At 62.4% G+C, this 19,539-nt stretch carries 17 protein-coding genes; 12 read left to right on the top strand and 5 right to left on the bottom strand.

All coding sequences use genetic code 11. From position 1 onward, the window contains the following. Positions 1-310: 310 nt before the first annotated feature. Entirely contained in the window at positions 311-1,477 is a 1,167-nt protein-coding gene (locus P3T20_RS33015; RefSeq protein ID WP_429289039.1) for a DUF3734 domain-containing protein, read from the top strand. A 40-nt stretch (positions 1,478-1,517) separates the two neighbouring features. On the opposite strand, the gene P3T20_RS33010 is transcribed toward P3T20_RS33015, so the two are convergent. Beyond that, positions 1,518-2,963 carry a sigma-54-dependent transcriptional regulator gene (locus P3T20_RS33010; protein ID WP_074268511.1) on the bottom strand — a complete coding sequence of 482 codons (1,446 nt, stop codon included), beginning with the start codon at positions 2,961-2,963 and terminating at the stop codon, positions 1,518-1,520. A 1,848-nt stretch (positions 2,964-4,811) separates the two neighbouring features. Between P3T20_RS33010 and P3T20_RS33005 the strand changes: the two genes are divergently transcribed. The 5 genes from P3T20_RS33005 (at position 4,812) to P3T20_RS32985 (ending at position 8,897) form a co-directional block, all read left to right on the top strand. Continuing rightward, positions 4,812-5,117: an SAF domain-containing protein gene (locus tag P3T20_RS33005; protein WP_429289038.1), complete on the top strand. Its 306-nt coding sequence runs from the start codon at positions 4,812-4,814 to the stop codon at positions 5,115-5,117. Between the two features lie 161 nt (positions 5,118-5,278). After that, complete coding sequence (locus P3T20_RS33000) at positions 5,279-6,007, top strand: NAD-dependent epimerase/dehydratase family protein (protein WP_429289037.1); 729 nt, start codon at positions 5,279-5,281, stop codon at positions 6,005-6,007. Continuing rightward, entirely contained in the window at positions 6,004-6,459 is a 456-nt protein-coding gene (locus P3T20_RS32995) for a GNAT family N-acetyltransferase (RefSeq protein ID WP_429289036.1), read from the top strand. The genes P3T20_RS33000 and P3T20_RS32995 overlap by 4 nt, the downstream gene beginning before the upstream one ends. Positions 6,460-6,473: 14 nt before the next feature. Continuing rightward, the gene (locus tag P3T20_RS32990) at positions 6,474-7,127 is read left to right on the top strand and encodes an FMN-dependent NADH-azoreductase (RefSeq protein ID WP_429289035.1); all 654 of its coding nucleotides are present in this window, start codon (positions 6,474-6,476) and stop codon (positions 7,125-7,127) included. A 582-nt stretch (positions 7,128-7,709) separates the two neighbouring features. Further along, positions 7,710-8,897, top strand: coding sequence for a YncE family protein (locus tag P3T20_RS32985; RefSeq protein ID WP_429289034.1), 1,188 nt, complete (start codon positions 7,710-7,712; stop codon positions 8,895-8,897). A gap of 102 nt (positions 8,898-8,999) precedes the next feature. Here the strand turns inward: P3T20_RS32985 and P3T20_RS32980 are convergent, their stop codons facing one another. Then, positions 9,000-10,820 (bottom strand): ATP-binding cassette domain-containing protein, encoded by a 1,821-nt coding sequence (locus P3T20_RS32980; protein ID WP_074268505.1) that lies wholly within the window; start codon positions 10,818-10,820, stop codon positions 9,000-9,002. A 7-nt stretch (positions 10,821-10,827) separates the two neighbouring features. Continuing rightward, positions 10,828-11,703, bottom strand: a complete 876-nt coding sequence (locus P3T20_RS32975; RefSeq protein ID WP_074268504.1) for an extracellular solute-binding protein — start codon at positions 11,701-11,703, stop codon at positions 10,828-10,830. A gap of 259 nt (positions 11,704-11,962) precedes the next feature. Here P3T20_RS32975 and P3T20_RS32970 point away from each other — a divergent pair, with 259 nt between their 5' ends. The 3 genes from P3T20_RS32970 (at position 11,963) to P3T20_RS32960 (ending at position 13,647) form a co-directional block, all read left to right on the top strand. Continuing rightward, positions 11,963-12,457: a molybdopterin-dependent oxidoreductase gene (locus tag P3T20_RS32970; protein ID WP_143787694.1), complete on the top strand. Its 495-nt coding sequence runs from the start codon at positions 11,963-11,965 to the stop codon at positions 12,455-12,457. Between the two features lie 20 nt (positions 12,458-12,477). Continuing rightward, entirely contained in the window at positions 12,478-13,062 is a 585-nt protein-coding gene (locus P3T20_RS32965) for a nitrogen fixation protein NifQ (RefSeq protein ID WP_254369100.1), read from the top strand. Between the two features lie 261 nt (positions 13,063-13,323). Next, complete coding sequence (locus P3T20_RS32960; protein WP_074269460.1) at positions 13,324-13,647, top strand: winged helix-turn-helix domain-containing protein; 324 nt, start codon at positions 13,324-13,326, stop codon at positions 13,645-13,647. 63 nt (positions 13,648-13,710) lie between these two features. Here the strand turns inward: P3T20_RS32960 and P3T20_RS32955 are convergent, their stop codons facing one another. Together P3T20_RS32955 and P3T20_RS32950 are read right to left on the bottom strand one after the other, a co-directional pair. After that, the gene (locus tag P3T20_RS32955; RefSeq protein WP_429289033.1) at positions 13,711-15,066 is read right to left on the bottom strand and encodes a DUF2325 domain-containing protein; all 1,356 of its coding nucleotides are present in this window, start codon (positions 15,064-15,066) and stop codon (positions 13,711-13,713) included. 145 nt (positions 15,067-15,211) lie between these two features. Further along, positions 15,212-15,805, bottom strand: a complete 594-nt coding sequence (locus P3T20_RS32950; protein WP_429289032.1) for a hypothetical protein — start codon at positions 15,803-15,805, stop codon at positions 15,212-15,214. A 255-nt stretch (positions 15,806-16,060) separates the two neighbouring features. On the opposite strand from P3T20_RS32950, the gene P3T20_RS32945 reads away from it, so the two are divergent. The 3 genes from P3T20_RS32945 to P3T20_RS32935 all read left to right on the top strand — a co-directional run bounded on the left by P3T20_RS32945 (position 16,061) and on the right by P3T20_RS32935 (position 19,503). Next, positions 16,061-17,686 carry an MFS transporter gene (locus tag P3T20_RS32945; RefSeq protein WP_429289031.1) on the top strand — a complete coding sequence of 542 codons (1,626 nt, stop codon included), beginning with the start codon at positions 16,061-16,063 and terminating at the stop codon, positions 17,684-17,686. 173 nt (positions 17,687-17,859) lie between these two features. Further along, entirely contained in the window at positions 17,860-18,339 is a 480-nt protein-coding gene (locus tag P3T20_RS32940; protein ID WP_429289030.1) for a nuclear transport factor 2 family protein, read from the top strand. A 174-nt stretch (positions 18,340-18,513) separates the two neighbouring features. Then, positions 18,514-19,503 (top strand): 2OG-Fe(II) oxygenase, encoded by a 990-nt coding sequence (locus P3T20_RS32935; RefSeq protein WP_429289029.1) that lies wholly within the window; start codon positions 18,514-18,516, stop codon positions 19,501-19,503. Positions 19,504-19,539: the final 36 nt, after the last annotated feature.

The following is a 19,539-nucleotide window of genomic DNA, read 5'->3' as shown; positions in this document are numbered from 1 at the left end:
TCCTGAGAGAATGATCTGCTAGCAGCATAGCAATGCAACGCCGCGGACGCCAGGCGCCTTGCTCATGTCGCTTGTGAGCGCGACCGCCGGCTCGGGCAGGAGTATTCGTCAGGCTGATCCGGGCTGACTTCGTTTCATTGCTTGCTGACATGTACGCGTGCCATGATGGTCCTCAACCGGTGCGCGCGGTATCTGTCTTCCTACACCGTTCTACGCCGCCACCAGCAGTTGAAGGCTCGCGTCCTGCGAACCCGTTCGAATGTCCGACCGCCCCATGTGGGTCGTTACACTTCACAAACGGAGAAGCACCATGGCCAAGCAAGCACCGAGTCACGCTCCCGGAGACTCGCCGGAACCGTCGCACGGCGAGGATATCGCCGGCCAGATCGTCCTTGTGCTGCAGGGCGGCGGCGCGCTGGGCGCCTATCAGGCCGGTGTGTACGAAGCACTGCATGAAGCGCACGTCGAACCCGGCTGGGTGATCGGCACCTCGATCGGCGCGATCAACGGCGCGATCATTGCAGGCAATCCGCGCGAGCAACGCATCGACCGGCTCAAGCAGTTCTGGGAGCAGGTGGCCTATCGCGGCAGCGCGACTTCCGGCTGGCTGCCTGTACTCGACGAGTGGTTGCGCAACCTGTCGATCATGACGCGCGGTATTCCGGCGTTCTTCGCACCGAGTCCGGCCGCGATGTTCGGCATCCACCCCGCGGGCATCATGGAGCCGGCGGCAATCTATTCGACCGTGCCGTTGCGTGAGACGCTCCTCTCGCTGATCGATTTTTCCTACCTGAACAGCAAGGAAACGCGTCTGACGGTCGGCGCCGTAAGCGTCGGCAGCGGACGCATGCGCTATTTCACGAATCGCGATGCGCCGCTCGATGTCGATCATGTGATGGCCTCCGCGGCGTTCCCGCCGGGTTTTCCGTCGGTGCGGCTGGAAGGGGAGAGCTGGTGGGATGGCGGCATCTACTCCAACACACCGCTTGAGGCGGTGCTCGACGACCATCCGCGCAGCGACTCGGTGATTTTCGCCGTGCAGTTGTGGCCGGCACACGGCCGGGAGCCGAAGTCGGTCTGGCAGGCGATGAGCAGGCAACGCGATATCCAGTATTCCAGCCGGTCTGAAAGCCACCTCGAGCGGCAAAAGCAGATTCATCGGCTGCGGCATGTCATTCGTGAACTGGAGCAGTACATCCCCGCCGATCAGCGCGATACCCCGCAGGTCAGAGAACTGCTCGGCTGGGGTTGCGGGACCACCATGCAGGTGATCGAGCTCGACGCGCCGCGTCTCGCGGGCGACGATCTGCACAAGGACATCGATTTCTCAACGAGCGGCATCCAGCGACGCTGGGCCGCCGGCTATGAAAACACCGTCCGGATGCTGCAGAAGGCGCCATGGCGCGAAGCGCCTGACCCGATGGAAGGGATCGCTGTGTACCGCTCCGATCCCGAAGCCGGCCCGGACGCGCACTGAAATGCGCGCCGACCACAGCGCAGCGATTCACCCAGACGATTCAATGACTCGAAACCGTGAGCGAGCGCAGTAGGTCCCGCTCACTGTCTTCGTCGTCCTGCGCCGGGGATGCGTCCACGGAGCGCGCGGTGCCATCCTGATTGATGCGGTTGGCGTGCATCAGACGGTACAGCGTGGCGCGCGAGACGCCGAGATCCGCGGCTGCTTCGGTCAGCTTGTAGCCGTGGCGTTGCAGCGCCTGCACGATCGCATCCTTTTCCGCCTTGCTGCGAATCTCGGCGAGTGTCACAGCCGGCACGTTCGCCGTCTGCGGCAGGCCCAGGTCTGCCGCAGTAATGAAACGTCCTTCGCTCATGACTACCGCGCGCCGCACGCAATTGATCAACTCGCGGACATTGCCTGGCCACCCATAGCGCGACATGGCCACTACCGCATCGCTCGAAAAACCGCGAATCTTGCGTGCGCCATCCTGCCGGTACATGCTGAGCGCGTAGTTGGCGAGCAGCTTGATGTCGTTGCCACGCTCGCGCAGCGGCGGTTCGATCAGCCGCAGCACACACAGGCGGTGATACAGGTCGGAACGGAAGCGGCCGTCTTCGACCGCCTTTTCCAGATCGACGTGGGTCGCCGAGATCACCCGCACGTCCACCTTGATTTCGTTGCTGCCGCCCAGGCGCTCGATGGTGCCTTCCTGCAGGAAGCGCAGCAGCACGGCCTGGCACTCGTGAGGCATGTCGCCGATCTCGTCGAGAAAGAGCGTGCCTTGATGCGCGCTTTCGATCCGGCCGATCTTGCGCTGCACCGCGCCGGTGAAGGCGCCGCGTTCATGGCCGAACAGTTCGGCCTGCAGAAGAGTAGGCGGAATAGCCGCGCAGTTGATCGCGACGAAGGACTGGGCCGAGCGCGGCGAGCGTACGTGGATGGCGCGTGCCGTCAGTTCCTTGCCGGTGCCCGACTCACCCGCGACAAACACCGGCGCATCGGTAACGGCGCATTTGTCGATGTGGCGGTAGAGCTGCTGCATGGCTTCGCACTGGCCGACCATTTCGTGACGGCCCAGCGAAGCCTCGGGCGTCACGCGCGCCTTGCGCAGGCTCGACAGGCCATGGGCGTGGCCCAACGCGAAAATGAGCCGTTCGTTCAGGCACGGAGTGGTGACAAAATCGAAACAATAATCGAGGATAAAACGGCTGACCGGTTCGTGGTCGGCCTGGCCCGGCGCGATCTGCGCGACCCAGTTGGTCTCCACCCGGCGCATGCATGCCTCGAGCGCCGACAAATATTGCGTCGAGCAATCTTCTGGCAGTTCGATCAGGCCGACCTTGATGTTGTCGCGCTCGATCACGCGCTCTGCAAGCGCGGTCGTCTTGGCGTGCACCACCTGCCAGCCGCAGGCGGCCAGAAACCTGGTGAGAATTTCGTCGGGTTTGCTGGAAACGCAGAGCACCGTACGGTCTGCGTCATGCGGCGTTTCAGTCTTGGTCATGTTAACCCCGGTTCGATGCGGCGCTCGCGGTTGCTGGGTCATGCAAGCATGCTTCAGGCCGGATTACCGGCCTGGACAGACCCGTCCCCACGGGACTCTGGATCGCGCGTTGCACTCCACGCGAGGCCGCCAACGAGGCTGGCCGTGCTGACTGGTTGTGGGCGCATCCAAAGGGACCGCGCCCACAAGCGTCCTGGGCGCTCATTGAGAAATCAATGGCGCGCCGATTATTTTGTTCATACGAACGTTTATTGTTCATTTCATTCCCCGGTGATTCGACTGTCGACGTGTTTTTCGTCGGTCTCTCTGTATTGCGCTCTATGCGACGCATGGGCCAAAGATAGATCAAAACAATTGCACTTGCCATACGCGCAAATCTGGATACGGCAATTGGGCCGCACCCTTCGACGTGCCATTCGCAGCCCGCGCCGTGGTGCACCAGGCAGCAGGGTCTGCGGATGTCGCGGAAGGCCAGTATAGGCGGCTAGTTGCGAGTTGTGTATCAATTCTGTCTCATTCCTGAGAAAGCGGGAAAGCCTATTCTTGAGAAATTGTTAATTCGTTATGCGGAATGTTTGACCGGACAAATACTTTTATGACCGATCACCTGTTCAATTCGATTACCCGTCAAATCGCGCAAACCTTTGCGCGGTAGAAACTCCCCCGTACCGGTCTGATTGCCTGGGCCAGTATTGCCGATTGGTTTAAACGGCGAAAAGGCGTGAACGCCTTGATAGAGGCCGTTCGCACGACTTCTTTCAGGCAGGTGGCGCTCGCGCGGGCGAGTCGTCCGAAATGGTTGGAGCTTTGGCGCTTCGCGTCACGCGAAGTGATCGGCCTGTCACGGACCATCCAACGGACAGTGCCTGGAACGCTCCATTCAGGCAAATTGGACCGTTCGGTTAACAGCTTACCCCGCCCGGCGACTGTCTCACAATTGAGACACTTTGGACTTCGTGCGGTACCGCACATAACGGCCGCCGATCGCGTTTTGTGAATCGCCTGTGACGATCCCAGTAAGCGCTGCATGGCCTGTACCAAGCGTTGCAGCGCAACCGCCGTGCGGGGCAGTCAGGGCTTACCGATGCGGCGACGCGCACTCCGCAAATTTTGCGTTGCTGGCGAGTCGCAGCACTGAAACAGTTTCGGCGCGGACCTCCTCAAAGCGGCCATGCCAGTTAGATGCGCCGCCCGCCAGGCCAGTCGGCACAACGCTTTGCGAACCTCTGGCACGGTAGTCGCTATATGCTCTGCGCCGGACCGCAACGCAGCAGCAGGAAGATCAGGCGGCACGGTGCAGAACAGGTGGCGCGGGGAAGCACAGGCACGGCGCAGAGAGGACCGGCAGTGCGAGAAAAATAAAGCAGGGCGAAGCAGCAGGCAGCGTGAAGACGCACAGGGAAGACAACAAAAACAGGCGGTATGGCCGACCCCCGATCAACAGGGGGCGGCGCAGTAAAAGTAGCAGGACGCGATGGGGCCAACCAGAAAAAACAAGCCTTCATAGAAAGGCTTTATAAGCTGGGTTTTACTACGGGCGGATCAACAGCCTGATCGGCAGTCACCGGATGGGGGCGGGTGTTCCCCCGCCGGTGCAGACCGGTTGCATCGACGCTCCGCGGGGACGGCAATTGCCGGGCGGCAGATCGGATCAACACGATCGCTGTGGGGGAACGGAGCGTTTGATTGCGGTGCGATTCGACGCCGGCGTTGATACTTGCTCATCTTTCTTTTTTCAGCGGACATCGCAGTGTGATGACGGCGCTTCAGCCTGATTCCGCCTGGTGTTCCTGTTTGTTCGAGTGTGGCTAGCGCAATCCTGCCAGGCGGCAACATAAGGAGTGCGACATGAAAAATACAAAATGGATGGGGACATTGGCAATTGCCGCTGCCGGCGCGCTTTTTGGTGCGCTCTGTGTAGTGCGCGGGATGCCCTCGCAAGCCGCGCCAGCAGCAAAAATCGCCGTGGCCGCGGTAGATATCGACGTCGGGCAGCGTCTTGCGCCGCATTATATCAAACTGGTAGATTCGCCCACGGGCAAGATCCCGGTCGGCTCGTTTAGCGACCCAAACAAACTCGATGGCCGTATCCTCGCCGAAAGCATGGAGCGGGGCGAACCGCTGATTGAACGGCGGCTTCAACCCGCCCGTTAACCTCTCCTTATTCCCGACCTTCTTCAATCGTCCATAGCGGATCCCACTGTGGCTTGCACATGATGTAAGAATTCTTATATCATGTTCGAACTCATACATCTTGTGGGTGGGCTGGCAGCTTGGCTGGTTCGCCGCATCGTTAATCCAGGGAGATTCCCGCTATGGCCGATTGTCTCTTTCTGGCCGGTGCGACCGGGGCGATCGGGCGCCGCGTCGCGCCGCTGTTCGTCGCCGCCGGCTGGCGCGTCGTGGGCACCACGCGCTCGTCGGACAAGGCGCCCATGCTGCGCGAGTTGGGGGTGGAACCGGTTGTCGTCGATGTGTTCGACGCGGCCGCGTTGCGCGCCGCGCTCGAGGCCGTTCGGCCCCAGGTCGTCATGCATCAGCTTACCGACCTCCCGCCTGGTCTCGACCCGGCCAGAATGGCCGAGGCGTCGCAGCGCAACGCCCGCATCCGCGATGAGGGCACGCGCAACCTGGTCGCTGCAGCAGTCGCGGCGGACGTCCGGCGCATCGTCGCGCAGAGTATCGGCTTCGCCTATGCGGATGGCCCGTTGCCACACAGCGAGGACGATCCGCTGGACAGTCACTTCGACGGCCCACGCGGCGTCTCGCTGCGTGGCGTCGCCAGCCTCGAGCGGCAGGTGCTGCAGGCGCCGCTGGAAGCCGTCGTGCTGCGCTATGGCCGGCTTTACGGTCCTGGCACCGGATTCGATGCGGCGGCGGGCGCCGCTCCCGTCCACGTCGACGCAGCGGCACGCGCCGCCGAGTTGGCCGTGTTACGCGGGAAGACCGGCATCTACAACATTGCCGAAGACGACGGCACGCTCGCCTGCGACAAGGCGAAACGCGAGCTGGGATGGAGCGCTGACTGGAGGGGCGGACAATGACAACGGAACCCGGGCAGCGTGACCCAAACCTGGAAATCCGCTACGTGGATGACCCGGAAGACGCGGCGGCATGCTACGCATTGATGCTTGAATTGCGGCCGCACCTCGCATCCTGCGAAGAATTCCTCGAGCGCTGGCGGCGTCAGGTGGCCGTCGGTTATCGTCTGCTTGCACTGTGGCAAGGCGCAAAGCCGGTGGCGTTGGCCGGTTTTCGGGTGCAGGACAATCTGGTCCACGGTCCGCATTTTTACGTGGACGATCTGGTGACGGAAGCAGCATCGCGCAGCGCGGGATACGGCGAGTTGCTGATGGATCGTCTGAAGGCCGAGGGCCGTGCGCTGGGTTGCGCAAAGCTGGTACTGGATACACCGCTCACCAACACACTCGGCCATCGCTTCTATTACCGTCAGGGGCTGCTAGCCACGGCGTTGCGCTTCAATACCGCGCTTTGAGGGGAACAGTATCAATGAGTGTTCTGTTGCACATCAGTGCGAGTCCGCGTGGACTTGTATCGCATAGCCGTAGAGTGGGGCGGCAGTTTATCGGGCATTTGCAAACCATGGATGGACCGCCGCTGCAGATCGTCGAGCGCGATCTGGCGGCGCAGCCGTTGCCATATCCGGATTGCTCGTTCGTCGATGCCATGCTGACTCCTGAAATGCAACGCACTGCTGAGCAAACGCAGGCGTTAGCACTTTCGGAGAAGCTGATTGCTGAGTTGGAGTGTGCCGATGCGCTGCTCATCGACACGCCCATGCATAACTTCACGGTGCCCGCTGCGCTCAAGACGTGGATCGATCATGTGGTGCGGATCGGCCGGACCTTTCGCAGCACGCGCGAAGGGAAGGTGGGACTGCTACGCGATCGGCCCGTGTTTATCGTGATTGCTTGCGGTGGACCTGTACCGGAACCGCACACTGCAACCGGTCAGGTGGATTTCCTTACCCCTTATCTGCGCTACGTGCTGGCAACGATCGGACTACGAAACGTTTCGGTATTGCGTTTGACCGGTCTCTCGCGCGGTGAAACAGCACTCGCGCGGGCCGATGCGGACGCCGCCGGGTGGATTGAGGCGGCGACTGCCGACTGGAAGCGCACGACATGGAGTGCCGCGACATAAAGCGGAGCGATTCAACGCTGGCGTCGGGAAATATGACGCCACCCGCTACGCGATATCTGCAAATTCTGCCGCTTTATGTCGCCGATTTGAATTGCATGTGAATCTCGTGCGGCGAACGTGCGGGGCGCCCCGCTTAAACCCCCGGAAAATCGAACAAATACTATACACGGCCGGTCGCGCTCATTTAAAATCCGCTCATTCGTGAATATGAGCGGCACATAATGCTTATGCAATTCACATAAATTTAACGATTCATCGGGCGGCATGAAATCGTTATTTTTCTGCTTTAGATAAATCCGTGCTGGACAAGGGTGCGCATCGGCAGGACGCCTTCGCGCAGGGGCTGATTTGGCTGTGGGACGCAGGTATGGCAGCGCATGCGGGTAAATGGCGCCACTGGCGTATGAATCCGCCAGAGTTCTGCCACCGCCTGCAGTGTTTGAAATCCCTGAAAGTCCGACCTGGCGGCAATATTTTTATGGGCATGTGCGCCCAGAGTGGACTAATGCGTGGCCAATGCAGGTGTGAAGACAGCTTATGCAGGATTCGGTTATTTGATCGGGTTTTAAACAAGGAGTAGCGATGAGTTGGCGTGATCGTTTTAATCATAATGAAGCCACGGAGCAATTGGCTCTGCCAGGTTTGCGTCAATTGGCTGCCGTGATGGCCGCGTGTTTCGTGCTGGCGGCCTGCAGCACCACCAACGATTCTGCCAGCGAGGCCGCTGCGAAGGCCGCAGCCGCGTCGGTCGGAGAACTGGCGAAGGGCACGGTGATTCCGGTCGGCAATGTGCCGGCGGGTCTCGACATCAGCGCCGACAGCAAATGGCTTTACGCAACCAGCAATGGCGACAACACGCTGGCGGTGGTCGATCTGGCTAACCGCAACGTGGCGAAGACCATCGACGGCCATGCGCCCGCCAAGACCTCGGACGATTGCCAGGATAACTTCTGCCGCGGCGTCGGCGCGGTTGGGGTTGCCGTGGACGCGAATGGCCGCCGTGCTTATGTGACCTCGTTGCGTCCCGATTCGCTGGTGTTCGTCGATCTGGAGAAAGGCCGGATCGTGCGCACGGTCCGCGCCCAGCGCTTTCCGCAGAATATCGTGCTCTCCGCGGATGGTCGCCGCGCGTATGTGTTCAATGTCGTTTCCAATACGGTTTCGGCGTTCGAGACCGCTAACGGCCGCCCGTTCGGCCGCTTCGATCTGAAGGGCGGCGACGCGCGTGACGAGCCGTTCGGTCGGCCGGTGGGTCTGGTGCTGTCCGCGGACGGCAAGCGCCTGTTCGCGACCGACGGCGTGGCGGGCACGGTCGAAGTATTCAGCACGGTGAACCGCAAGCTGATCGGCACCATCGATGCGTCCAGCCCGCTCGATCTGCAAATCGACCCGCACAGCGGCAATCTGCTGGTGCTGTCACGCGACGGCATTGTCGAATACGACGCGCAAACGCTGAAGCCGGCGAACACGCTGCATTTTTGCGGCACGCCGACGGCTTATCATTTCGCGCTGAGCCCGGACGGCAGCACGCTGGCAGTGTCGTTTCCGCAAGACGGCGCGGTGGCGACTATTGCGCGTGATAGCGGCAAGGTGAATGGCGGCTACGCAACGGGCAACAATCCGGAAGCGTTGCGCTACACACCGGACGGCGCGACGCTGGCGGTCGTCTCGGACGGTGGTGTGGTGCTGTTCGACGCCTCGGATCGCAGTGGTGCGCGAGCGTATGTCGCTAAGCACGGCGAACTGTTCTGCCCGGCTGCGGCTGGCTAAGTCAGGTTAAGGCAGGTTAAGCCACGTTAAGGCAGGACACTGTCTCGCTATGATTGCGGCGTGATCACCTGTTGATCACGTCGCAAACGAGTTCTCAGAAGATCACCATACCGACACACCCGCCGCAGCAATCGCAAAGCGGTGCTGCGTACCCTGATGCAACCGTGTGTCTTCGCTAGCGATATTGAAATACGCCCCGCCAATCTCCACGCGGATATAGCGCTCGCCGCGGCGCAGTTCGATGGCGTCCACGTTGCCAATGTGGGGACCGTCGGGCGTCGCCACCAGCGCGTGCGACGACACGCGCCACATCACCCGCCGGCCCGCTTCGATCGAGCGCTCGTTCGTTTTCACCGCAAGGCCGTCGCCAATTTCGAGCACACCCGCTTCGCGCATGATCCCTTCGCCCACGTTGTGCAGACCGAGCAGTTCGGCCACGCGCATCGTCGCCGGCTGTTCATAGACCGCATCGAGTGCGCCCGCCTGTAGCACACGTCCCTGCTCGATCACGAGGACTTCGTCGGCAAGCAGCGCAGCCTCGTCGGGATCGTGTGTGACGATGACCGTCACCGCCGCAATCTCCCGCTGCAACGCACGCAGCGACTGTTGCAAACGCCGGCGGCGCGGCGTGTCGAGCGCGGCGAACGGTTCGTCGAACAGCAGCAACTGGCTGTGGCGCGTCAAGGCCCTTGCGAGTGCCACACGTTGACGCTGACCGAACGACAGTTGATGCGGCAGCCGCCCAACCAGCGCGGCAAGACCCAGATGCTCGAGCCAGTAGCGGGCGCTGGCGGCGTCGGCATCGACGGGAAAGGCCAGTTGTTGGGCCACCGTCATATGCGGGAACAGACCGTAGTCCTGCGGCATATAGCCAATCTGGCGCTGCTCTGGCGGCAACGCGTCCAGTTCCGCCGTGCCGAGGCGCACCGTGCCGCGCTCGTTGCGCTCGAGTCCCGCTATCAATCGCAGCGCAAGAGACTTCCCGGAACCCGACGGGCCGATGACGGCAAGGCGCCGGGTCACCGGTGTCCATGCAATGTCGAGATCGAACGTGCCGAGATGGCGTTTCAGTTCGAAGGCGAGTTGAAGCGGAGCGGCTTCGGCAGCCGGCATTGAAGTCACGGGATGAAGCGCGGCTTCGTCGCCGCTTTCCGCTCGTGGATCGATGCCGTTTTGCCGCCTGCTGTACAGCGACAGCGCGGCGCATACAACCGCAATCGTCAAGGTGGGCAAGAGGAGCGGCATCATGGCCGGCAGCCCCTGGCCGCCGAATACCACATAGGTATAGACCGGCAACGAATAGGGGTGATACGCCACCATCACGGTGGCGCCGAATTCACCGAACGCCCGCAGCCACGACAGCGCAAGACCCGCGCGAATCGCCGGCCACGCCACTGGCAGCGTGACGCGGAAAAAGCGGCTGCCGGCGTGATGGCCGAGCGTCGCGGCGACGTCGTCGAAGACCGGATCGACGGCAGCAAATGCGGACTTGGCAGCGATGATCAGGAACGGCGCAGCGACGAAAGTCTCCGCGAGCACGATGCCGGTAAACGAATCGGTCAAGGCGCCGCCGGTCAGACTGCCGACCCAGCTATACGGTCCAAGCAGGAACAGCAGCAGCACGCCGCTCGTGAGCGGCGGCAGCGCGAGCGGCAATTGCACGATGAAGCCGAGCACCGCCGCCTTGCGCGAGTTCGAGCGGGCGAGAAAGTAACCCAGCGGCACCCCGCCGATCAGGATCACGAGCGCGGCGACGCTGGCGCTCCCCGCGGAAATCGCCACCGCCGACCACGTGGCATGCCAGTCGACGCTGGCCCAGTCGGCTGCGCCGAGCTGGGGCACACTGGCGACGAACGGTGCGCAAAGATAGACGGCCAGCAGCGCAGCCAGCCAGACAAGCGGCTTGGCCGCGACGCGCTTCATCGCGACGTTATTGCGCCGCGTCGATCACGGCTTGCACCGACGGCGGGATAGCCTGGCCATTGCCGGTCACAGCGGGTTTGATCACATCGACGCCATGCTGCTTCAGCAACGCGCGGCCTTCGGCGCTCAGCAGGAAGTCGACAAAACGCACGGCGCCTGCGCTGTTCGGGGCGTCGTTCAGGATGGTCAGCGTGTAGGCTGCTTTCGCCTTCAACTCGGGAGCCGGCTGGAACGCGGGAATCTTCAGATCCGACGTTTCGGTCGAGTAGAAGAAGCCGGCGTCGAGCTGGCCCGATTGCAGCCGGCCGACGAGCGTTTCCTCAGGCAATACCTGCTCGGGATTGTCCGGCGCACCGAGCGTCTTCTCGACGAGGTCCGGTTGATGGTACAGATCCGCGGCCTTGGTCATCATCTCGACCGTGAACGCACCCTTCGGATCGAGCTTCGGATCCGTGCGGCCGATGCGGATACCCGGCTCCTGCAGCACCTGGTCCCAGCGCTTCGTCTTGAAGTCGGCGGCGAACTTGCTCTTCGGGTTGTAGCCGATCATCAGCGGCGACTCGGCGAAATTGACGTACCAGCTCACGTGGTCGCCGTTATCGGCGCCCATCAGGCTCTGATTGACCTTGGGACTCGCGCTGATAAACACATCACCGCGGCGCAGCTTGCCCTTGATTTCATTGGCGATCTTGTTCGAGCCCGCCGCGTAGCCGCGAAACTGCAGGCCGGTGGATTTCTCGAAGGCGGGGCCGACGCTGCGCTCCATCAGGTTGACCAGCGAACCTGCGTATAGCACGTTGACGGTGTTGTCCTGGGCGAAGCTGGGGGTGGCGGCCGCCAGGCCGGCGACTACCGTGAACGATGCAAGCAGCTTGCGAATCATGCCATTTCCCGTAGCGTTATGAAGATCGCTATATTACGACGCGACGGCGCGCCGTGGATTGAAACCCCCACTAGCGGAGCATAGACCGCGCGATATATCCGGTATGCCGTGGGGCCAACTGCCGCGCTGGGCGGCCTGCGGCGTAATATATGCGAAAATATTGCGCTTCGGGTGTTTCAACCACTTGACGCGGCGTGCGGCGAATCGCTGCATCTTTGCCTGGCTGCGCGGCCCAATTCGTTGCGGAGGATCTGCAAGCATGGACTCGATGAATCTGACTGTAGAGCTTCCGGAACAGGCGCTTGCCAGCGTTTTCGCGCTGACCGGTCACGTGCTGCAGCCGTTGTCGTTGACGCTCGAGCAACTCAGAAGCTACGACAGCATGCTGGCCGCGCCTTTCGATCTACGCTGCTTTACGACCAACCGCTATATTCGCCGCGTTGGCCGCTATCGGGGTGTCAGTCTGACCGCGCTTATCAAGCAGGCCTGTCTGCGCAACGATTCGCCCGGCGATTTCAAGCGGATGGTGTTCGTCGCGGCGGCGCAGGACGGTTACGCCGTGACCTTCTCGTGGCATGAACTGTTCAACACGCCGGTGGGCGAGAGCGCGCTGATCGCGTATGAATGCGACGGTGAACCGCTGAGTGCTGAAGACGGTGCGCCGATCCTGTTTTCCGGCGCCGACATCATGGCGGCGCCGCGACACGTCAAGCGGCTCAAACGGATTGATGTGCAGTTGCTGCGTCCGTTGTAATGGTTTGGAAAGCTGTGCGGATGCATCAATGGCTCGAGGCGGCGATCGACCCACGTTCTTTCGATGCCCGTCTGTTCGCCAAACTGATCGCTGCCCGCGAAGTGCGTGGGGAGTGGGCGCTGCTAGGCCTCTCTCCGGCACAGTGGAGCGGGCTCATTGGCCGTCACTTCCGGTTCACGCCGGTCGCGCCCGATCTGACCGGTTTAAGCCGGTTCTCCGGCGTTGCCGCAGCGGTCGCTGTCGCCGCATTAGCAGTGGACACCCACGAGCATGTCGAATTTGCCACCGCAATGCGCGCATTGATGCTGCAGTACGCGAGCCCAGCCGTGCTGCCCGACGATGCCCAATGTCTCGCAACGATCATCGCGCACGCATGCTTGCGACCCGATCATCTATGGCGTGACCTCGGACTGACTGGGCGCGACGAAGTCTCGGCGATGCTCGAGCGGTATTTCCCGTCACTGGCCGCGCTCAATGTGGAGAATCTGCGCTGGAAAAAATTTCTGGCCCAGCAACTTGCCTTGTCGCTTGGACAGGAGCCCGGTCCTGCACCGGGTTGTCCCGGTTGCGAGGATTACCGGTTTTGCTTTCCTCGCGCGTCTTGAGGTAATCCTCTGGCTGGACAGATGCGGCTCTATCCCGATGCCGCTTCGCAATCGGCTTCGTGTATGCTTTCGCGCATGGCTGAATCTGCTAAAAATCCTTCTATGCCGGCGAAAACGACCGGTATAAAACCCGGCGCTAAAGCCGCCACAAGGGCGGGTAGCCGGGCCGGCACTCGCGTGGCCTCCAAGGCTGACTCCAAAGCCGGCGCCAAGGCCGGCACCCAGGTCCGCAACAAGGCACGGCCCGAGGTTCGCTTCCGGATGCGCATTCGCAAGGGCGAGACCGTCGCACTTGGACCGGGCAAAGTCGAACTGCTTGAAGCGGTGCGCGAACACGGCTCGATCTCGGCCGCGGCGCGCAGCCTCGATATGTCATACCGGCGCGCATGGCTGCTGATCGACGAGCTGAACCGGTCGCTGAAGTCTCCCGCAACGGTTTCAGAGCAGGGCGGCCAAAGCGGCGGCGGTTGTGTCCTCACCGAGGTCGGCGAGAGCATCGTGCGCCTCTATCGCGATGTCGAAGCGCAAGCCGAACAGGCCTGCGCCACGCAGATCGGCGATCTGATCCGCTTGATGCGACTTTGAATTGCCGAAGTGGCGTGGAGTCTTCCTTGGGGCGCCGGCTAACACGCTCCGGCTAACCCCTCTTCAGCCATGCCGCAGGCAAAACGCCGAAGGCGGGCGTGAGTTCGGTGCCGCGCTTTGCAGGTCACCGCGGTCGGTATGCAGACGCGTAATCAGGTCGATAAAACTGGTAACGCTCGCCGTTCGCAGCGGGTGGTAGTCCACCTGATGACGCTCGCACACGCGCTTGAGCATGTTCATCGAATCGTGATCGATGCAATCCACCGGAAACACCACGAGGTCGGCACCCGGCAATGCCGCGGCGAGCAGACCCTTGCGATCTTCCACCCCACCGTCGTGCACGACGAGTTCGCCGCCCGCGGAGCTCACCAGCGCCTTGAGCGCCGTATTCGAGCCGGGCCGTCCGCCCACGTACACCACGCGTTTGCCATGTAGGCCGGCAAGTCCCGCGCGACGCGCGTCCGGTTCATCGAGCGCGTCGAGCGTGGCCCGCTCGAGCGCGTGACATTCCGACTGCACCGCCTTTAGCAACGCTAGCGCCTGATCGCGGCTCTCGCGTAGCGCCTCGGCCGTTCCTTGTTCCTGCAGCGCGCGCTGTTCCGCGGCTTCCCGGCGGCTGGTGTGCAGCGCGAGACGCTCGTTCGCTTCGGCAAGCTTCTCCTGCAGCGCTTTCACTTCTTCCGCGAGACTAGCGGTGTCGACGGGTAATTGGGGGCGTGCCTGCGCGCTTAGTTTGACAACCTGTTCGCTTAGCTGCGCGACGGTTGCGTCCCGCTGCGTGCTGATCTCGTGCAGGCGGTTCTGTTGCCGTTCCACCTTGTCGCGAAGCGCGGCGTTTTCCTCTTCGAGCGCCACCAGCCGGCGAATATCCGCACGATTGGCCGCGCCAACCAGATGCGACAACATGTGCAGTTCGCCGAAAGCCGCCTGGCGCACCGGCATCGTTGCGTACGGATGGGTCATCAGCGCCCAGTAGGCGGGCGGAATGTCGCCGTTCTTGAGCGACTCGTTCCAGAGCGCGAGCAATGCCTCTTCGTCGCGCGCCTGATCGAAGCGCCGGAGTGCGCCGGCATAGCGTTCGTCGAGCGCCTTGTGGAGCGCCTTGCTGCCTGCGCCGCCCGCAATCGCGAGTTCGACCGCAGCATGGTGAATCTCAAGGTCGCTCGCGTGCTGACGGTCGAGATCGGTGAACTTGGGTACCAGCTTGCGCAATTCGTGCGTCGTGAGGCAGGTGCCGATCACGGAGCAATGCAGATGCGGGTCCAGTTCGGTCAGCTTCGTGCGCCGCTTCGAGCTGGCGAGCTGCCCAGGTGATGGCGGCGCGCAGCAGGCGTCGGCCACGCGCAGGCGAGCGCCGGCGCCGTCGTCGGCACGGTTTGCGTCGGCGGTTCGGGCGAGGCGAAACGGGGGAGCTTGCATGATGACCTCGAATCCGGTTCCGGTTTCAGGGCTCGCCGGCGAAGTTCACCGGGTAATGTCGAGTCCGCCACCTTCAGTTTCTCTAGCGAAATATACCATCGAATATAACGGTGGGCGTTTGACGGGTCGGCTGCAGGGCACCCTATCAGCCTGCCGACGACACGACTAAAGACGCCCGGGCGTGCTGCTCCAGCACATGTTCGACGCACAGGCCGACGAAGGTCGCATCGAGGCGCTCGAGCGCAGCGGCGACTTTGCGCAGCGCGGCGTGGTCGTTGCTTTGGGCGTCGGAGAAAATCGCGTCGCGCAGTTGCTCAGCCGAACGGGCTTCCTCGATCGCGGCTCTGAGTTCTTCGAGGCGGCCAAAATTGCTCGTCTTGCCTTGCTCGCCGAGGATGGCGAGAAGCTGGCTAAACGAGTGTGAGCCCGAGTTGCCGGCCGCAGGAAAACTGTCCTGGCCGTCGGCGAACATCTGTACGAAGCGCAATACGCTGCCATAGAGACGCCTGAAGGCATCGACGACATCGCGGATCAACTCGGCGCGCCCGCGATCGGTGGCGGATTTCAACGCCGTGATCGTGGTTGAAAAGCTCTTCGCGGTCCGGCCGGGATGTTCCGGCGATTCGGACAGGGTGGATCGACTGCGCACCAATCTTGGCTCCAGGTTGCCGGTTACGGTTTGTGGTGCAGCGGGTTGGCGGGGGTGTTGAGTTTGGGAACCACAGAGCACGCGCGCCATTCGTTACCTACCGCTGTATTCCATAGGATATAACGAATGTCGCGACGATATCCAGTTCCTCGACCATCCGCGAGCAGCAAAGATGCCTCGCGACCTTGGCGATACAGTGGATGTGACGCAGACCGCGTTGTCGTCTGTATTATCGATTGAATTAATTATTCTGTCGGTCTGTGGCAATGACAGGAAATAGCAGCACGGCTAGGATGGGGTCCGTTTGGCGTTAGTCCAGCTATCGATTTACCTATCGACCCACCTATGCCTATGTCCCAGACTCGCGACGCGCTGCGTCCTCAAACAACCAATGAGCCGGTCTCGCCTGCGCCGGCGGGCATCCCCCGCAACGCAGGCTTTGTGCTTGCCACAACCTCCGCAATCTGCGCGCTGATCGTGCTCGATACCAATGTGGTCGCGGTCTCGTTACCGTCCATTGCCCGCTCGTTTCACGCAAGCTTTGCCGATGTGGAATGGGTCGTCAGCGCCTATATGGTCGCCTTCGCGGCGTGCCTGCTTCCGGCGGGCGGCCTGGCCGACCGGTTCGGCCGCAAACGCATGCTGCTGCTTGGGCTCGCCGTGTTCTTTCTGGCGTCGCTGGGCTGCGGCCTCGCGCCGTCGGCATTGCTGCTGAATATTGCCCGCGCCGTGAAGGGCGTGGGCGCGGCGATGCTGGTGACTGCGGCGCTCGCCGTGATCGCCAATACGTTTCATGAGGGTCCCGAGCGCGTGCGTGCCTGGGCGGTGTGGGGCACCTGCATGGGATTGGCGACGACCGTGGCGCCGCTGGTGGGCGGCGTCATTACGCAATGGCTCGGCTGGCGCTGGATCTTTCTGCTGAATCTGCCGGTCTGCACGGTGCTGATTGTGTGTGCGTGGCGTGCGATCCAGGACTCGCGCAACCCCGAAGCCGGACCTATCGATGTAGCGGGCAGCCTGTTGTTTGGCGTCGGGTTGGCGGTGGCTATCTGGGCCCTGATCGCGGCACCGTCGGCGGGTTGGACGAGCGGCTCGACCGGCGTGAAACTATCGGCGGCGGCGCTGCTGTTTGTGGCCTTCGTTCAACTGCAGCGCGTGCGTCGACATGCGATGGTGGACCTTGCGCTGTTCCGTCAGTCGCGCTTCGTGGCCGCGGTTCTCGCCATGTTTGGCTATGCGGCGTGCGCGCAGGTCATGATGACCTTTCTGCCGCTTTATCTGCAGAACGCCTTTGGGCTACCGGCCATCGCGGCGGGCGTGGGCATGCTGCCGTTTGCGCTTGCCATGGTGGTGGGGCCGTATGTCGGCGCGGTGTTGTCCCGGCGTCTCTCGGCTATGGCGATGCTCAGCACGGGCTTGCTTTTGATCGGCGCGGGCAATCTTCTGACTGCTCTGGTTGCAGGCGAGGCGCGTTATGGCCTGGTGGCGATCGGCATGGTGGTGACGGGCCTCGGCGCGGGCGTTCTTAACGGCGACACGCAAAAGGCCATCATGGCGTGCGTTCCGCCGAACCGTACCGGCATGGCATCAGGTATCAGTACGACCACGCGCTTTACCGCTATCGTGACGTCGGTCGGCGTGCTCGGTGCAGTGCTGGCTGCGCGCACCCAGTCCGCGTTTTATGCGCGGCCTGAGTTGACTCCCGCGCTCCGAAGCGCACTCGACGCGGGCTTTCTGTCGCGTGTATTGGCCGGTGATGCGGCTGGGGCGAGCGCACACCTGCCGCCGGCGATGAGCGCGCCGCTCGCGGCTGCTGCTCATGCCAGCTTTGCCAGCGGTTTTGCATCATCGCTCTATCTTGCTGCTGCGGTTGCGGCGGGGATCTCGCTGGCGGTGTACTTGCTGGCGGGTCGAGCAAGCCGCGCGGCGGCGGGTCGGGTTCGAGGCCATAACGTCCAGGCTGGCAGCTAGCCGCTCGTCTCACCCAGGGCAATGACCCAGACCCGGAGCCGGAGACGGCGGCGGTTTGAATGGCACAATATGACACGAACGCAGCGGTTCGTTCGCGCGTGACATTGAGACAGGCCGGCCATAAGGAGAAGGTCGATGGCACCATCCGCTTTGCTACGGGAACAATACCAACGATGAGTCATCCCAATACCAACAGCGAGTTGATCGGGCGCTTCTATGAAGCTTTTCAGAAGCAAGATGCCGAAGCGATGGGCGCATGCTACGCCGATGACGTGGTCTTCAGCGACCCCGTGTTCGGCGAGTTGCGCGGCGAGCAGGCGCGCGATATGTGGCGCATGCTGGTCGCGCGGGCCCAGGATTTTTCCCTGACGTTCGACGCCGTCACCGCGGACGAGCGTACCGGTCGTGCGCACTGGGTGGCGCGTTATATTTTCAGTCAGACTGGCCGCAAGGTGGAGAACCGGATTCAGGCGCAATTCGTGTTTCGGGACGGGCGCATCGTCGAGCATCGCGACAGCTTCGACCTTTGGCGCTGGTCGCGGCAGGCATTGGGACTCAAGGGCGCCTTGCTCGGCTGGACGCCCTTCGTGCAAGGAGCAATACGGGCGCAGGCGAAGAAAGGCCTCGATGCTTATCGGAACAAGCGCGGCTGAGTCCGGGCACGACGTTGACCCTGATCCGAATGGCCTGTCCACCTGGCCTACTTGCGTGAGATTGGCGGGTTGATGCAGTATCTCGTTGAGAGCGAGCGTGCGTGTGAGCGGAAATTCGCCGCCCACCCGCGCGCCGAATAAACCCGAACAAACAATACCAAGGGACGAGTACTTATGCCTGTCGTGGATGCGGCCTGGGAAGATTGGCTGGCCACCAATGCGAAGCGTGGCTGTACCGTGGATTCCATGGTCGCAGCCATGATGGGGGCGGGTTTCGATCAGTTCTCCGCTAGCAGTGCGGTGCAGCGCGCGGTGAGCTCCGCAAATGTTGGCGGTGTGGTCACCGCAACGGCTAATGCCGCGGGCGCCGTGGGCGTGGCAAGCGGATCGGACGCAGCAAACGGCCCGAGTGGCTTCGGCTCCGCTGATCAGGCAAGAACGCCGGGCGGCATCGTGGCAACCGCAGGCACCGAAGCGAGCCTCGTCAAAGCGGTACAAGGCACGTACCAGTACGACGCATTACCCGTGGCAAGCGGCAATCTGATCCGCGCGTACGATCGCGATGTGAAAGTGGTGATGCGTTGCGAGCGGCCCCAAGTGGTCGTCTTTGCCGACGTGCTTTCGCCTGAAGAGTGCACCGAGATGATGGAGCGTTCGCGGCATCGTCTCAAACGCTCGACCACGGTCAATCCGGACACCGGGCAAGAAGACGTGATCCGCAATCGCACCAGCGAGGGTATCTGGTTTCAACGCGGCGAGGACGCGCTCATCGAGCGTCTCGACCAGCGGATTTCCAGCCTGATGAACTGGCCGGTGGAGAACGGCGAGGGACTGCAGATTCTGCATTACAACACCAGCGGCGAATACCGTCCGCATTTCGACTATTTTCCGCCCGATCAACCGGGCAGCGCGGTGCATACCGCACGCGGCGGCCAGCGTGTGGCGACGCTAATCGTTTATCTCAACGACGTGCCGGATGGTGGCGAGACCATTTTCCCTGAGGCAGGTTTATCGGTTACCGGCAGGCAGGGTGGGGCGGTGTACTTCCGTTATCTGAACGGCTTGCGGCAACTCGATCCGCTGACCTTGCATGGCGGCGCGCCCGTGTTGGGCGGCGACAAATGGATCATGACGAAGTGGATGCGGGAGCGCGAGTACGCTTAGGGGACTCGCTTTCCCGCTTTCCCGTCCCCCGTTGCT

This window comes from Paraburkholderia sp. GAS206C (assembly GCF_050435645.1).
Classification (GTDB): Bacteria; Pseudomonadota; Gammaproteobacteria; order Burkholderiales; family Burkholderiaceae; genus Paraburkholderia; species Paraburkholderia phenazinium_B.
This window is presented reverse-complemented; position numbering and strand designations above follow the sequence as displayed.